Source organism: Mycobacteriales bacterium, assembly GCA_040902655.1.
Classification (GTDB): Bacteria; Actinomycetota; Actinomycetes; order Mycobacteriales; family SCTD01; genus SCTD01.
In genome coordinates this window covers 45412-59454 of sequence record JBBDWV010000028.1, presented here as the reverse complement: position 1 = coordinate 59454, position 14043 = coordinate 45412, and the positions used below count along the sequence as shown (strand labels likewise).

Annotated in this window: 15 protein-coding genes; 1 reads left to right on the top strand and 14 read right to left on the bottom strand. The window is 70.6% G+C overall.

Translation table 11 applies throughout. The features are described 5' to 3' along the window. Nucleotides 1-320: 320 nt before the first annotated feature. The 9 genes from WD794_08835 to WD794_08795 form a co-directional block, all read right to left on the bottom strand. Complete coding sequence (locus tag WD794_08835; protein MEX2290413.1) at nucleotides 321-863, bottom strand: DUF6318 family protein; 543 nt, start codon at nucleotides 861-863, stop codon at nucleotides 321-323. Between the two features lie 92 nt (nucleotides 864-955). Then, complete coding sequence (gene hflX, locus WD794_08830; GenBank protein MEX2290412.1) at nucleotides 956-2440, bottom strand: GTPase HflX; 1485 nt, start codon at nucleotides 2438-2440, stop codon at nucleotides 956-958. Nucleotides 2441-2624: 184 nt separating this feature from the next. Next, nucleotides 2625-3365: a hypothetical protein gene (locus tag WD794_08825; protein ID MEX2290411.1), complete on the bottom strand. Its 741-nt coding sequence runs from the start codon at nucleotides 3363-3365 to the stop codon at nucleotides 2625-2627. Then, the gene (gene dapF / locus WD794_08820; protein MEX2290410.1) at nucleotides 3350-4144 is read right to left on the bottom strand and encodes a diaminopimelate epimerase; all 795 of its coding nucleotides are present in this window, start codon (nucleotides 4142-4144) and stop codon (nucleotides 3350-3352) included. The genes WD794_08825 and dapF overlap by 16 nt, the downstream gene beginning before the upstream one ends. A 16-nt stretch (nucleotides 4145-4160) precedes the next feature. After that, complete coding sequence (gene miaA, locus WD794_08815) at nucleotides 4161-5048, bottom strand: tRNA (adenosine(37)-N6)-dimethylallyltransferase MiaA (protein MEX2290409.1); 888 nt, start codon at nucleotides 5046-5048, stop codon at nucleotides 4161-4163. 8 nt (nucleotides 5049-5056) lie between these two features. After that, nucleotides 5057-5908 carry an amino acid ABC transporter permease gene (locus WD794_08810; GenBank protein ID MEX2290408.1) on the bottom strand — a complete coding sequence of 284 codons (852 nt, stop codon included), beginning with the start codon at nucleotides 5906-5908 and terminating at the stop codon, nucleotides 5057-5059. After that, on the bottom strand, nucleotides 5905-6552 hold the full coding sequence (locus tag WD794_08805; protein ID MEX2290407.1) for an amino acid ABC transporter permease: 648 nt from the start codon (nucleotides 6550-6552) through the stop codon (nucleotides 5905-5907). The genes WD794_08810 and WD794_08805 overlap by 4 nt, the downstream gene beginning before the upstream one ends. Before the next feature lie 33 nt (nucleotides 6553-6585). Then, entirely contained in the window at nucleotides 6586-7479 is an 894-nt protein-coding gene (locus WD794_08800) for a glutamate ABC transporter substrate-binding protein (protein ID MEX2290406.1), read from the bottom strand. Between the two features lie 56 nt (nucleotides 7480-7535). Next, nucleotides 7536-8276 carry an amino acid ABC transporter ATP-binding protein gene (locus WD794_08795; protein ID MEX2290405.1) on the bottom strand — a complete coding sequence of 247 codons (741 nt, stop codon included), beginning with the start codon at nucleotides 8274-8276 and terminating at the stop codon, nucleotides 7536-7538. A gap of 192 nt (nucleotides 8277-8468) precedes the next feature. On the opposite strand from WD794_08795, the gene WD794_08790 reads away from it, so the two are divergent. After that, entirely contained in the window at nucleotides 8469-8678 is a 210-nt protein-coding gene (locus WD794_08790) for a dodecin (protein MEX2290404.1), read from the top strand. Between the two features lie 9 nt (nucleotides 8679-8687). Here WD794_08790 and WD794_08785 read toward each other — a convergent pair whose 3' ends face one another. The 5 genes from WD794_08785 to miaB all read right to left on the bottom strand — a co-directional run bounded on the left by WD794_08785 (nucleotide 8688) and on the right by miaB (nucleotide 13996). Beyond that, entirely contained in the window at nucleotides 8688-9437 is a 750-nt protein-coding gene (locus WD794_08785; protein ID MEX2290403.1) for a succinate dehydrogenase/fumarate reductase iron-sulfur subunit, read from the bottom strand. Beyond that, the gene (locus WD794_08780) at nucleotides 9434-11230 is read right to left on the bottom strand and encodes a fumarate reductase/succinate dehydrogenase flavoprotein subunit (protein ID MEX2290402.1); all 1797 of its coding nucleotides are present in this window, start codon (nucleotides 11228-11230) and stop codon (nucleotides 9434-9436) included. Before WD794_08780 ends, WD794_08785 begins: the two co-directional genes overlap by 4 nt. Before the next feature lie 31 nt (nucleotides 11231-11261). Then, nucleotides 11262-12056 (bottom strand): hypothetical protein, encoded by a 795-nt coding sequence (locus tag WD794_08775; protein MEX2290401.1) that lies wholly within the window; start codon nucleotides 12054-12056, stop codon nucleotides 11262-11264. Between the two features lie 35 nt (nucleotides 12057-12091). After that, nucleotides 12092-12379, bottom strand: coding sequence for a hypothetical protein (locus WD794_08770; protein ID MEX2290400.1), 288 nt, complete (start codon nucleotides 12377-12379; stop codon nucleotides 12092-12094). 144 nt (nucleotides 12380-12523) lie between these two features. Next, a complete protein-coding gene (miaB, locus tag WD794_08765) occupies nucleotides 12524-13996 on the bottom strand; it encodes a tRNA (N6-isopentenyl adenosine(37)-C2)-methylthiotransferase MiaB (GenBank protein MEX2290399.1) in 1473 nt (490 codons plus the stop codon). Nucleotides 13997-14043 lie beyond the last annotated feature (47 nt).

Sequence of the window (14043 nt, the reverse complement as noted above, 5' to 3'; positions counted from 1 at the left end):
CTCCCCCTCCACCGGACAGCTCTCCACCGCCGAACGACACAAGTCCCCCGAAGCAGCACCCGAATTACCGCTGCAGGTGGGGACGTAGGTCCTTTGGATGATGCGGGTAGGGATGGTGCCCTTCTGGCCGCTGGACGGCTTTGCGGCCGACGCTCCCCCATGTGAAACCTGCTCAACCGTGACGCTAAATGCATTTTCATCTACGTCGAGGCAAGTAGGCGGGCATGACGGAGTGGCAACCGCCTCCTGCTCCATCCAAGAACAGAGGAAGGAGGTCAGAGGCAGGAGGGCGAACGCCAGTCGCGAAGCCCGGCTCTTCTTCATGCGGTTACCAAGCGCACTGCCGCGACTCTCCACTGGTCATCGACGCGGACCAACATCGTCTGACCCTCCTGTGGCCCTTTCTCTGGAAACTCCTTGACGATGGCGCTGCTGCTGTCCCTCTCCACGTATGGGTCAGCAGTGAAGCCGAAGTCGACAATCATCCGGCCTTCGCTGTCTGCTGGTGCCGCCTCTGAGAACGTCAACTTGTAGCGCTGGCCAGCAACCTGATGACCTTCACGCCTCAAGCGCTGGATGTCGCCGACCACGGCAGCACATGAGCCGCAGGCGGATGTGCTCAGCCGTTGGACAACAGTTGCGTCGCGCGCGACATAGGCCCGGTTCACCTGGTCGAAGAAGTACCGGGTGAACGCCGCAGCTCCATGCGGCGTCTCGGCCAGCGCCTCAGCCGGCACCGACAGCGGGCTGGGCGTCGGCGACGACGTCGGCAGCGTCGGCAGCGGACTGGGCGCGGGATCGCTGCTGCAGGCCACGACGGCGGTCGCCATGACCAGCGCGGCAGCGGCGGCCCGGATCCTCACGACCGGGAGAGTAGCGGCGGATCACCCGCCGCAGGGGCCGCTGTGGACAAGCAGCCACCAGCAGCGCCGCCCTCCCCTCGCGGGGCAGGAGCTCAGGCGACGAGGTACCCGTTCAGCTCGGCCGCCAGCGACGGACCGACGCGCGCCTCGAGCCGGGTCCCCGTCTCCGTGTGCTCCTCCGCGAGCACCTCGCCTTCACTGTGGATCCGAGAGACGAGGCCTCCCTCGGCGTAGGGCAGCAACACGCGGACCAGCATGTCCGGGTGCGGCACCTCCTGCTCGAGCACCTGCAGCAGCTCCGGCAGACCCTCGCCGGTCAGCGCCGACACCGCCACCACGTGCTTTTCGCGACGCTGCAGCCGCCCGAGCACCACCGGGTCGGCGAGGTCGCACTTGTTGATGACGACCACCTCTGGGATGCGGTGCGCGTCGATCTCGGCGAAGACCTCACGGACGGCGGCGAGCTGCCCCTCGGGGTCCGGGTGCGAGCCGTCCACGACGTGCAGGATCAGGTCGGCGCCGGCCACCTCCTCGAGGGTCGAGCGAAAGGCCTCGACCAGCTGGTGCGGCAGCATCCGGACGAATCCGACGGTGTCGGACAGCGTGAACTCCCGGCCGGAGGGAGTGGCGGCCTTGCGGACGGTCGGGTCCAGGGTGGCGAATAGCGCGTTCTCCACCAGCACGCCGGCGCCGGTCAGGCGGTTGAGCAGCGAGCTCTTCCCCGCGTTGGTGTAGCCGGCGATCGCCACCGACGGGACGGCATTGCGCTCACGCTCCTGGCGCTTGGTGTCGCGCGCGGTCTTCATCAGCTTGATCTCGCCGGCCAGCTTGGCCTTGCGGTTGCGGATCCGGCGTCGGTCGGTCTCGATCTTGGTCTCACCGGGCCCACGCGTGCCGACACCGCCGGAGCCCGACCCGCCGGCGCCGCCACCCTGCCGGGACAGCGACTCACCCCACCCGCGCAGCCGCGGCAGCATGTAGGTCATCTGCGCCAGCTCGACCTGCGCCTTGCCCTCCCGCGAGGTGGCGTGCTGGGCGAAGATGTCCAGGATCAGCCAGGTCCGGTCGATGACCTTGACCTTGACGATCTCCTCGAGGCTCCGCAGCTGGCCGGGCGAGAGCTCCCCGTCGCAGATCACGGTGTCGGCGCCGGACGCCAGCACCGCGTCACGCAGCTCCCTGGCCTTGCCGGAGCCGACGTAGGTCTTCGGGTCGGGCTTCTCGCGCCGCTGTGCCAAGCCCTCGAGCACCTCACAGCCGGCCGTCTCGGCAAGGGCCTGCAGCTCGGCGAGGGAGTTCTCGGCCCCGATCGCGTCGCCGTAGCCGTAGACGCCCATGAGCACGACCCGTTCGAGGCGCAGCTGGCGGTACTCGACCTCGCTGACATCCTCGAGATCGGTACGGATGCCGGCGACCCGGCGCAGCCCCTGGCGCTGCTCGAGGTCGAAGCCCTCGCCCTCGATCTCGTGGAACTCCGAGGGCAGCAGGTCGTCGTCGAGACGGACGGCGCCGTCGGAGGGAAGGGAGGCGGGTTCAGCAGTCATCGACTGGTCAACGCGCGCGGCAGGCTCGGTCATCCCCGTCAGCGTGCCACGCCCGGCGCGACGCGGCTACGCAGTTGTCCCGGCCTCCACCGAGGCACCGGCAGCACGTACGGGTGGCCTCGGGTATGACGACCACGCCGGACAGTCACCGCGGCACCGGCACCACGTATAGCGACACCCCGCACTGCCCCGACACCCACACCGCCCGCGCCCCGCATCACCCCGCGAGCGTGCCGTTCACCAGGTCCACCAGCTCGACCCGCTCGGCTGCGCTGACCATGTCGTACGGAGGGCCGGCGGCCGCGGCGGTCAGCTCCTCCGCCGCATCCCACCGCGCGCGGTACGGCGCCGGATCCGGATAGGGCTCCGGCCACTCGAAGAACCGTGCGTTCGCCTCCCCGTACGACCCCGCCATGATCGCCTCGAGCGGACCGAGGCCGACCGCCGCGCAGGCGGCCGCGTGCACCGACCCGCGGTGCTCGCGCAGCACGTTCAGCAGCAGGCCGGCCCGTCCGGCGGCGTCGTCGGGGCGTGGCAGCGCCCGCCAGCCGGCGAACAGCGGCAGGCCGGCGGCCTCGGCGCCGTCCACCACCGGCTCGAGCAGCTCGACCAGACGCGGCAGCCCGGCCCGGTCGCCGTGCCGCTCGCGAAAGACATCGGCACAGAAGCCGGCGTAGGCCACCGCCGCGGCCAGCGGCTCCACCACCGCCCGCCCCTGCTCCCAGGCGGCGCGCACCACCTCCGGCGGGAAGAAGGCCTCGGCGGCGACGACCACCTCGACCGGCACGTCACCGAGCGCCCCGCCGCGGCCCAGGTGGTAGAGCGGGCGACCGCGCAGGCCGAGCTCGGCCTTGCCGCGGGCGCGCACCCCGGCGTCGCTCATCCAGGTGAAACCCCACCCGCCGACGGCATCCTTCACGGCCGCGGCCGCCTGCGCCGGTGTCAGGCCGTCAGCCACTGCTCGCTCACCGTTCCCTCCGCCAGCAGGACCGCCGGCCCGGTCAGCACCACGTGCCCGTCCTCGCGCCAGGTCACGGTCAGTGAGCCGCCGGGCACGTCGACGTCGTACGGCGTGTCGCGCGGGGCGCCGGTCCGCAGCGCGGTGGCGACCACGGCCGCGCACGCACCGGTGCCGCAGCTGCGGGTCTCCCCCACCCCGCGCTCGTGCACCCGCATCCGGATCGCGGTGGCCGAGAGGTCCTCGACGTACTCGACGTTGAGGTCCAGCCGGGAGGTCTTCAGCTCCCCCAGGGCGGCGACGGACGCGACGGGCACGACGGCGTGCGGGTTGCCCATGTCGACCGCGGTCGCCGGGACCCCGTCCACGTCGACCGGCTCGCCGACCAGAGCCGGCCCCATGTCGACGCTGACCGGCCCGTCCCCCGCCGAGACGTCGACCTCCTTGATCCCGCCGCGGGTGGCCAGCCGCAGGTGACCGGGCGCGGCCAAGCCGGCGTGCAGCAGGTAGCGGGCGTAGACCCGCACCCCGTTGCCGCACATCTCGGCGACCGAGCCGTCGGCGTTGCGGTAGTCCATGAACCAGTGGGCCTGGTCGGCGTACGGCGCGGCATCGGGCTCCAGCGCGCTCGGCACGACGCGGAGCACCCCGTCGGCTCCGAGCCCGGCACGCCGGTCGCAGAGCCGCTGCACCAGCCGGGGGGTCAGGTCGATCCGGCCGTCGGGGTCGGGCAGGAGCACGAAGTCGTTCTCGGTGCCGTGCCCCTTGAGGAAGTGCAGGCCGGCGGTCACCGCATCAGCCTACGGCGCCCGGCACGAGGGCCAGCGACTGCTGCAGCAGGTCCTGTGCGGGGTCCAGCCAGTGCACCCGCGGGTCCCGGCGGAACCACGCCCGCTGCCGCCTGGCGAACCGCCGGGTCGCGGTGACCGTGAGCTCGCGCGCGTGCGCCTGGTCCCACCGGCCGTCGAGTACACCGAGCACCTGGGCGTAACCGAGCGCGCGGCTGGCGGTGACTCCCTCGCGCAGCCCCTCACCCTCGAGCCGGCGCACCTCCGCCACCAGCCCTGCCGCCCACATCCGGTCCACGCGGGTGGCGATCCGGTCGGCGAGGTCGGGCCGGTCGACACCGACGTACGTCGTCGGATAGTGCTCGCCGTAGGACGTCAACTGCCCGGGCATCGAGCCGGTGAGCAGCACGACCTCGAGCGCCCGCACGACCCGCCGGCCGTTGCTGGGCTCCATCCGGGTGGCGGCGTCGGGATCCAGCGCGGCGAGCCGGCGGTGCAGGGCGAGCGGGCCGTCCCGCTCGAGCTCGGCCTCGAGCTCCGCACGCAGCGCGGGGTCGGTGCCGGGGAAGTGCAGGTCGTCCAGCGCCGCCCGCAGGTACAGCCCGGAGCCGCCGACCAGGACGGGCACCACGGCGCGGGCGAGCAGGTCGTCGACGACGCCCCGGCACAGCGCCTGGTAGTCGGCGGCGGTGGCGGTACGGGTGACCGGCCACACGTCGAGCAGGTGGTGCGGCACGCCCTGCCGCTCCTCGGCGGTCAGCTTCGCCGTGCCGACGTCCATGCCGCGGTAGAGCTGCATGGAGTCGGCGTTGACGACCTCGCCGCCGACCGCCCGGGCCAGCGCGATGCCGAGGTCAGACTTGCCGGCGGCGGTCGGGCCGACGACGGCGAGCACGTGCGGACTCAGAGGACGGCGCCGCTCTCGGTCGGCGCGAGCGCCGCGGTCGCCCCCACGGTGCGGCGCTGGCGGCTCTCCAGGTAACCGGCCAGCGCGGACAGCGAGGAGTTGAGCACGATGTAGATGAGCGCGATGGCCAGGTAGAGCTGGATCGGGTTGTTGAGCACCTGCACGAGCTGACCCCCGGTGCGCAGCAGCTCGGCGTAGCCGATGACGAAGCCGAGCGAGGTGTCCTTGAGCAACACGACCAGCTGGCTGACCAGGGCCGGCAGCATCACCCGGACCGCCTGCGGCAGCAGCACCAGGCGCAGGGTCTGCCCGCGGCCGAGCCCGGTCGCGTACGCCGCCTCGGTCTGGCCCTTCGGAATCGCCTGGATGCCGGCGCGGATGATCTCGGCGATGACCGAGCCGTTGTACAGGGTGAGGGCGATGACCAGCGCCCACAGCGCGGGCAGCTCGACGCCGACGACGAGCGGGAAGGCGAGGAACAGCGCGAGGATGAGCAGCAGCAGCGGTACGCCGCGGAAGAACTCGATGACCGCGGTGGCGGGCAGCCGTACGAACCAGGCGTGCGACAGCCGCCCGAAGGCGAACACCACCCCGAACAGCAGCGCCAGGACCAGGGAGTACGCCGCCGCGGTGAGCGTGTTCTGCAGCCCTTCCAGCAGCCGCTCGTAGAGCAGCGGTTCGGTGAGGAAGGGCTCGTACTTCGCGTACTCGAACTGGTCGTTGGCATGCAGCCGGCGGGCCGCCAGGGCGAGCAGGCCGAGCAGCACGACGCCGCCGACCAGGCTGCTGAGGAGCACCCGGCGCCGCGCGCGCGGCCCCTGGACGTCGTAGAGGACCGGCGTCGTCATCGGCTGGCCGTCACGGCACGCTCGAGGAAGCCGAAGGCGGCGCTGGCCAGCAACGCGAGCGCGAGGTAGGTCAGGGCGGCGGTCGCCACGATCGCGATGACGTCGGCGCCGTTGGCCGTGATCAGCCGGTTCATCGCCTGCGTCGCCTCGAACACGCCGAACGCGTAAGCGATCGAGGTGTTCTTCAACAGCGCGATGAAGACGCTCGCCATCGGCGGGACGATGTTGACGAAGGCCTGCGGCAGGACGACCAGCCGCAGTGTCTGACCGAAGGTCATCCCGACGGCACGGGACGCCTCGGCCTGGCCGGCGGCCACGCTGTTGATGCCCGAACGCACGACCTCGGCCACGAAGGCCGCGGTGTAGAGCGACAGCGCGATGACGGCGAACCGGTAGAAGGACACGATGACGTCGACCTCGGGCAGGCCGAACACCACGAGGAAGAACACCACGGTCAGCGGGGTGTTGCGGACCAGGTTGACGTAGGTGGCGCCCGCCCACCTCAGCGGCGGGACCGGCGAGACGCGCATGGCGGCGATGAGGGTGCCCAGCACGAGCGCCCCCATCGCCGCCAGCAACGTCAGCGAGACGGTGGTCCTGAAGCCCTCGGCGAAGACGTCGAGGTTGTCAAGGACAGCGTCCACGGACCGATCGACCCCTTTGTCAGACGGGAACGGCTAGTTCTCGCAGCCCTTGGGCTCCGGCAGCTCCGGTGTGTCCTCGATGACGGTGCCGGCCGTGCTCTCGAACGCCTTGGCGTAGGAACCGTCCTCGGCAGCCTCGGCCAGCGTGTCGTTGATGAAGTCGCAGAACTCCTCCTGTCCCTCCGGGATGCCGATGCCGTACGGCTCCTCGGTGAACGGCGCGCCCACCAGCTCGTACTTGTCCGGGGCCTCACTGGCATAGCCCGCGAGGATGACGTTGTCGGTGGTGACGGCGTCCACCTGACCGTTGCCGAGCGCGTCGCGGCACTTGGTGTAGGTGTCGAACAGGGTCAGCTCGGCCGTGGTGATGCCGTACTCCTCCTGGACGGTGGCGGCCGGGGTGGAGCCGCTGACCGAGCAGGTCTTCTTGCCCTTGAGGTCCTCGGGGCCGTTGATCCCCTTCGGGTTGCCCTTGGCCACCAGGATGTCCTGGCCGGCTTGGAAGTACGGCCCGGCGAAGTCGACGACCTCGTCGCGCTTGTCGTTCATGGTGTAGGTCGCCACGACCATGTCCACCCGGTTCTGCTGGAGGAACGGCTCGCGGTTGGCCGACACGGCCTCGATGAACTCGATGTTGTCCTCGGAGATGCCGAGCTTGGCGGCGATGATCTTAGCGATCTCGACGTCGAAGCCCTCCGGCTCGCCGGACAGTCCCTTCTGACCGAACAGCGGCTGGTCGAACTTCGTGCCGACCCGGATCTTGCCGGCCGCGGCCAGCTCGGCCATCCGGGTGCCGGCCTCGAAGCTGGCCTCGGTGTCGACCGGCGCCGCCGTGTCGTCGTCGTTCCCGCCGCCCCCTCCGCAGGCGGCCAGGGTCAGGGAGAGCGCCGCCGCGAGGGCGAGCGAGTTGAAGCGCAGAGTTCGCATGGACGTGTCCTTCTGGTTGTCGGGACTCGGCAGCGCCGGCCCTCCGGGTGGGACGGTCAGTGGGACAGGATCTTGGACAGGAAGTCTTGTGCGCGGTCGGATTCAGGGTGGGAGAAGAACTGCTCCGGGCTCGCCTGCTCGACGATGCTGCCCTGGTCCATGAACACCACCCGGTCCGCGGCACGCCGGGCGAAGCCCATCTCATGGGTCACCACCACCATCGTCATGCCGGACTTGGCCAGCGACGTCATGACGTCCAGCACCTCGTTGATCATCTCCGGATCGAGGGCCGAGGTCGGCTCGTCGAAGAGCATGACCATCGGGTCCATCGCCAGCGCCCGCGCGATGGCGACGCGCTGCTGCTGACCGCCGGACAGCTGCGCGGGGTACTTGTCGGACTGGTTGCCGATCCCGACCCGGTCGAGCAGCTCCTTGCCGCGCCGCTCGGCCTCGGACTTCTTGACGCCCTTCACCTTGACCGGCCCGAGCGTCACGTTCTCCAGCACGGTCTTGTGTGCGAACAGGTTGAAGGACTGGAAGACCATGCCCACCTTCGCCCGCAGCTGGGCGAGCTGCTTGCCCTCCGCCGGCAGCGGCTCGCCGTCGATGGCGATGGTGCCGTCGTCGATGGTCTCGAGCCGATTGATGGCCCGGCACAGCGTCGACTTGCCGGAACCGGACGGGCCGATGACGACCACGACCTCACCGCGGTCCACGGTCAGATCGATGTCCTTCAGGACGTGGAGGTCACCGAAGTGCTTGTTGACCCCCGACAGGACAACGAGCGGCTCCGGCACGCCAGCTCTCCTGTCCGGTCGGGATGAGGTCGAGAGACCCTATCGCCGCTACGCCTGGCGGCAACGCACCCGCCGGGCGGGGGAGCGGGATCGTGACCCGACCGTTAGCGCCGGCAGGATCCGGGCCGCCCACGTGCGCGAACGCCCGGCGGAGTGGCATCCTGCGGTTTCACCATCTAGGAGGAGGTCCCCGTGAGCGACCACATCTACCGGGTCACCGAGGTCGTCGGCTCGTCGGACGAGTCGGTGCAGCAGGCGATCCGCAACGGGATCTCGCGCGTGTCGCGGACCGTGCGCAACGTCGAGTGGTTCGAAGCTACGGAGATCCGTGGCCGCGTCGAGGAGGGCCAGATCGCCGCCTTCCAGGTCACGCTGAAGGTCGGCTTCCGCCTGGACGGCTGAACGGCTGCGTCACTCCCGGCGGCGGATGGTCCGGCCGAGCCAGGTGCGTGGCGTGAACCTGCGGTCGACGACCCTCTCCTTCAGCGGGATGAGGGCGTTGTCGGTAATGTGGATCCCCTCCGGGCACACCTCGCTGCAGCACTTGGTGATGTTGCACATCCCGAGTCCGAACTCGTCCTGGGCGAGCTGGCGCCGGTCGACCGTGTCGAGGGGGTGCATGTCGAGCTCGGCGACCCGCATGAGGAAGCGCGGACCGGCGAAGGCGCTCTTGTTCTCCTCGTGGTCGCGCACGACGTGGCAGGTGTCCTGGCACAGGAAGCACTCGATGCACTTGCGGAACTCCTGGGACCGCTCGACGTCCACCTGCTGCATCCTGTGGTTGCCGTCGGTGTCGCGCTGTCGTGGCGCGAACGCCGGTATCTGCGCGGCCTTCTCGTAGTTGAAGCCGACGTCGGTCACCAGGTCGCGCATGACCGGGAAGGCGCGGAGCGGCGTGACCGTGATGACCTCCTCCTCGGCGAAGGTGCCCATGCGGGTGAGGCACATCAGCCGCGGCCGGCCGTTGATCTCGGCGCTGCACGAGCCGCACTTGCCCGCCTTGCAGTTCCACCGCACCGCGAGGTCCGGCGCCTGGGTGGCCTGCAGCCGGTGGATGATGTCGAGGACGACCTCTCCCTCGTTCACCGGCACGGTGAAGTCGCGCAGCTCTCCACCGGTGGCGTCCCCGCGCCAGACCCGCAGCGTGGCCTCGTAGCTCATACGCTCTCCTCGAAGATCTGGGCCAGCTCGGCGGGCATCACGGGCAACGGCTTGCGCGACAGCGCGATGCCCTCGCCGTCGGCGGTGCAGATGACGTTGAGGGCACCCCACTCGTCGCGAGGTCCGGGGAAGTCGTCGCGGGTGTGCCCGCCCCGGCTCTCCTCGCGCTCGAGCGCCGCCTTGGCGATGCATTCGGACACGCGCAGCATGTGCGGCAGGTCCAGGGCCAGGTGCCAGCCCGGGTTGTACTGCCGGTGCCCCTCGACGGTCAGCGCCTTGGTCCTGACCTTCAGCTCCTCGATGCGCATGAGGGCCTGCCGGATCTCGTCGGCGGTCCGGATGATGCCGACCAGGTCGTTCATCGCCGTCTGCAGCTCCTGGTGGATCGTGTAGGGATTCTCCCCGCCCTCCCGCTCGAACGGCTCCAGCGCGGCGCGCGCCGCGACCGAGATGGCCTCTTCCCGGAGCACCGACGCCTTCGTCGTCTTCGCCCGCTCGGTGGCGGCGGTGCCCGCGCGTCGGCCGAACACCAGCAGGTCCGACAGCGAGTTGCCGCCGAGCCGGTTGCTGCCGTGCATGCCGCCCGCCACCTCGCCGGCGGCGTAGAGCCCCGGCACGACCGCCGCGGCGCTCTCCGGGTCGACCTCCACGCCGCCCATCACGTAGTGGCAGGTGGGGCCGACCTCCATCGGCTCCTTCGTGATGTCGACCTCGGCCAGCTCCATGAACTGGTGGTACATCGAGGGCAGCCGCTTGCGGATGTAGTCCGCGTCGTGGCGGGAGGCGATGTCGAGGAAGACCCCGCCGTGCGGTGAGCCACGGCCGGCCTTGACCTCGCTGTTGATGGCCCGGGCGACCTCGTCACGCGGCAGCAGCTCAGGCGGGCGGCGGTTGTTCTTCTTGTCGGTGTACCAGCGGTCCGCCTCCGCCTCGGTCTCGGCCGTCTCCTTGCGGAAGAAGTCCGGGATGTAGTCGAACATGAAGCGGTTGCCGGCGGAGTTCTTGAGGATCCCGCCGTCACCGCGCACCGATTCGGTGACCAGGATGCCGCGCACCGACGGCGGCCAGACCATCCCCGTCGGGTGGAACTGGACGAACTCCATGTTCACCAGGGTCGCGCCGGCCTGCAGCGCCAGCGAGTGCCCGTCGCCGGTGTACTCCCAGGAGTTCGACGTGACCTTGTACGACTTGCCGATGCCGCCGGTGGCCAGCACGACCGACGGTGCCTGCCAGACCACGAAGCGCCCGCTCTCCCGGCGGTAGCCGAACGCGCCGTTGATGCTGCCGTCCTCCCCGGTCAGCAGCTGGGTGACGGTGCACTCCATGTAGACGTCGATGCCGAGCGCGACCGTCCGCTGCTGCAGGGTGCGGATCAGCTCGAGTCCGGTGCGGTCGCCGACGTGGGCCAGTCGCGCGTAGCGGTGCCCACCGAAGTCGCGCTGGGAGATCAGCCCCTCGGGGGTGCGGTCGAACAGCGCGCCCCAGTCCTCCAGCTCCCGGACCCGGTCCGGCGCCTCCTGCGCGTGCAGCTGCGCCATCCGCCAGTGGTTGAGCATCTTGCCGCCACGCATCGTGTCGCGGAAGTGCACCTGCCAGCCGTCCTCGGCGTAGACGTTGCCCATCGCCGCGGCGATGCCGCCCTCGGCCATGACGGTGTGCGCCTTGCCGAGCAGCGACTTGCAGACGACGGCCGTACGTGCCCCCTGCTCCTGCGCCTCGATGGCCGCACGCAGTCCGGCACCGCCGGCACCGATCACGACGACGTCGTAGGAGCGGCGTTCGAGGTCTGTCATCGAGCGGGAGTCCCTGTCGTCGTAGGTGGTTTCAGAAGAGGATCGGGTCGGAGATGGCACCGGTGGACAGCAGCCGCACGTAGAGGTCGGTCAGCGCGACGAAGACCAGGCTGACCCAGGCCCACTTCATGTGCGAGCCGTTGAGCTTCGACGCCCAGGTCCACAACCGGTAGCGGACCGGGTGCTTGGAGAAGTGCACGAGCCGCCCGCCGACCAGGTGCCGGCAGGAGTGGCAGGACAGCGAGTAGAGCGCCAGCAGCGCGGCGTTGACGAACAGGATGATCGTGCCCAGGCCCAGCCAGTTGCCGTCGTCGCGGGCCCAGATGCTGTGTGCCGCGTCGTAGGTGAGGACCACCGGGTAGAGCAGGCCGAGGTAGAAGAAGTACCGGTGCAGGTTCTGGAAGATCAGCGGGGAGCGGGTCTCCCCGGTGTAGGTCGTGTGCGGCTCGGCGACCGCGCAGGCCGGCGGCGACAGCCAGAACGACCGGTAGTAGGCCTTGCGGTAGTAGTAGCAGGTCAACCGGAAGCCCAGCGGGATGATCAGGATGTACAGCGCCGGGCTGATGAACGACGGTCCCGGGATCAGCACGGGGAAGGCCGTGTCCTCGCAGCCGGTGGCGATGCACGGCGAGTAGAAGGGAGACAGGTAGGGCGAGATGTAGAAGTGCGCGTTCTCGAACGCCCGCCAGGTCGAGTAGGCGATGAACAGCACCAAGACCGTGACGGTGATCAGCGGCTGCAGCCACCACCTGTCCGTGCGCAGGGTCCTCGCGGCGATGCTCGCCCGGCCGGGCGCGTCGGTTCCCGACGGAACGGTGGTGGTCATGCGGGACGGGCTCCTCTACTCGGGGCGGACGCGGATCAGCGGATGTCGGACCTGCCCAGCCCCTCGTCCTCGGCGTCCATCCAGAAGTCGTGCGAGTACTCCCGGTCCGCGATGACCTCCAGCGGCTCGCGCGGCGCATCGTCGACCTCCCGGGGCAGCGCCGTCCCGCACAGCAGGTCCAGGTCGGCGTCGAGCCGCCCGACATCGGTCTGGAGCCGGCGCACGTCGACGGAATCCGAGTAGTGCCGCGTGAGCCCGGCCACGGCCTGCTTGAGGGCCTGCACGGTGCGCCGAGCAGCAGCAGCGTCGTCCTTGACGGGCATCCGACCGACCTCCCGGGTGCTGCGCCCCGGGATCGGGGCGGACGGGAGCAGTCAACACCGGGAAGGCGGTCGGTGGGAAGCACCCGCCCGGGTGCAGCCGGGCGGGCGGTGCCGCCGGGCACGCCAGGAAGGGCTGCCGGCCCCTCACCCGCAGGCCGTCGCGACCGGCAGCGGAGGCGGCGCGCCGACCCCGGGCATGCCGAGGCCGACGCCGGCGGTACGCGGGGTGCGGCCGGTCTCGCACGCGTCGCCGGCGGCGGTGCGCCGGTGCGACAGCAGCGGCCCGTCGGCGACCAGGTAGTGCGGGCCGGCCCTGGTCACGACCGTCTCGACGACATCCCCGGGCCGTACGCCCGGAGCGGCAGCCAGGTGCACCAGCCGGTTGTCACGCGCGCGTCCGGTTCGCCTGCCATCGGCGTCCTTGCGCCCCTCCCCCCGGCTGACCAGCACCTCGACGGTCCGGCCGACCTGCGACTGCATCCCCTCGTACGAGATCCGGTCCTGGAGCGCGACGAGGCGGTCGTACCGCTCGGTCACGACCGCCTTGGGCAGCGGCGGCAGGTCGGCAGCGGGGGTCCCGGGGCGTGGGGAGTACTGGAAGGTGAAGGCGCCGGCGAAGCGGCTGGCCTCCACCACGCGCAGGGTGTCCTCGAAGTCGGCGTCGGTCTCGCCGGGAAAGCCGACGATGATGTCGGTCGTGATCGCGGCGGCCGGCAGCTGCTCACGCACCCGCGCCAGGATGCCGAGGAAACGCTCGCTGCGGTAGCTGCGGCGCATCGCCTTGAGCACCGCGTCGCTGCCGGACTGCAGCGGCATGTGCAGGCTCGGGCAGACCGCCGGGGTCTCCGCCATCGCGGTGATGACGTCGGAGGGAAAGTCGCGGGGGTGCGGACTGGTGAAGCGGACCCGCTCGATGCCTTCGACGGCGCCGACGGCACGCAGCAGCTTGCCGAAGGCGCCGCGGTCGCCGAAGGAGCGGCCGTAGGAGTTGACGTTCTGGCCGAGCAGGGTCACCTCGAGCACCCCTTGCGCTGCCAGCACCTCGACCTCGCGCAACACGTCACCGGGCCGGCGGTCCTCCTCCTTGCCGCGCAGGCTCGGCACGATGCAGAACGTGCAGGTGTTGTCGCAGCCGACACTGATCGAGACCCAGGCGCTGTAGGTCGACTCGCGGCGGGCGGGCAGCGTGCTCGGAAAGACCTCGAGCGACTCGAGCAGCTCGACCTGCGCCCGCTCCTCGATGCGGGCCCGCTCGAGCAGCACCGGCAGCGATCCCACGTTGTGGGTGCCGAAGACGACGTCGACCCACGGCGCCTTGCGGGTGATGAGCCCCTGGTCCTTCTGCGCGAGGCAGCCACCGACGGCGATCTGCATGCCCGGCTTGCCGTCCTTGACCGGCTTGAGGTGGCCGAGGTTGCCGTAGAGCCGGTTGTCGGCGTTCTCCCGCACCGCACAGGTGTTGAACACCACGACGTCGGGCGTCGCGTCGGGTGGCGCCGGTCGATAACCGGCGGCGTCGAGCAGGCCGGCGATGCGCTCGCTGTCGTGCACGTTCATCTGGCAGCCGTAGGTGCGCACCTCGTACGTGCGTGCAGCTTCCTCGTTGGTGACCGGCACTAGCGGTGACGTCGCTTCCCCGGCCCTGACCGGTCGGCCGCCCGATG

Coding starts and splice junctions, on each gene's coding strand:
- hflX (MEX2290412.1), bottom strand. CDS start 2,440: ATGACCGAGCCTGCCGCGCGCGTTGACCAGTCGATGACTGCTGAACCC.
- WD794_08810 (MEX2290408.1), bottom strand. CDS start 5,908: ATGACGACGCCGGTCCTCTACGACGTCCAGGGGCCGCGCGCGCGGCGC.
- WD794_08800 (MEX2290406.1), bottom strand. CDS start 7,479: ATGCGAACTCTGCGCTTCAACTCGCTCGCCCTCGCGGCGGCGCTCTCC.
- WD794_08785 (MEX2290403.1), bottom strand. CDS start 9,437: ATGAGCTACGAGGCCACGCTGCGGGTCTGGCGCGGGGACGCCACCGGT.
- WD794_08780 (MEX2290402.1), bottom strand. CDS start 11,230: ATGACAGACCTCGAACGCCGCTCCTACGACGTCGTCGTGATCGGTGCC.
- WD794_08775 (MEX2290401.1), bottom strand. CDS start 12,056: ATGACCACCACCGTTCCGTCGGGAACCGACGCGCCCGGCCGGGCGAGC.
- WD794_08770 (MEX2290400.1), bottom strand. CDS start 12,379: ATGCCCGTCAAGGACGACGCTGCTGCTGCTCGGCGCACCGTGCAGGCC.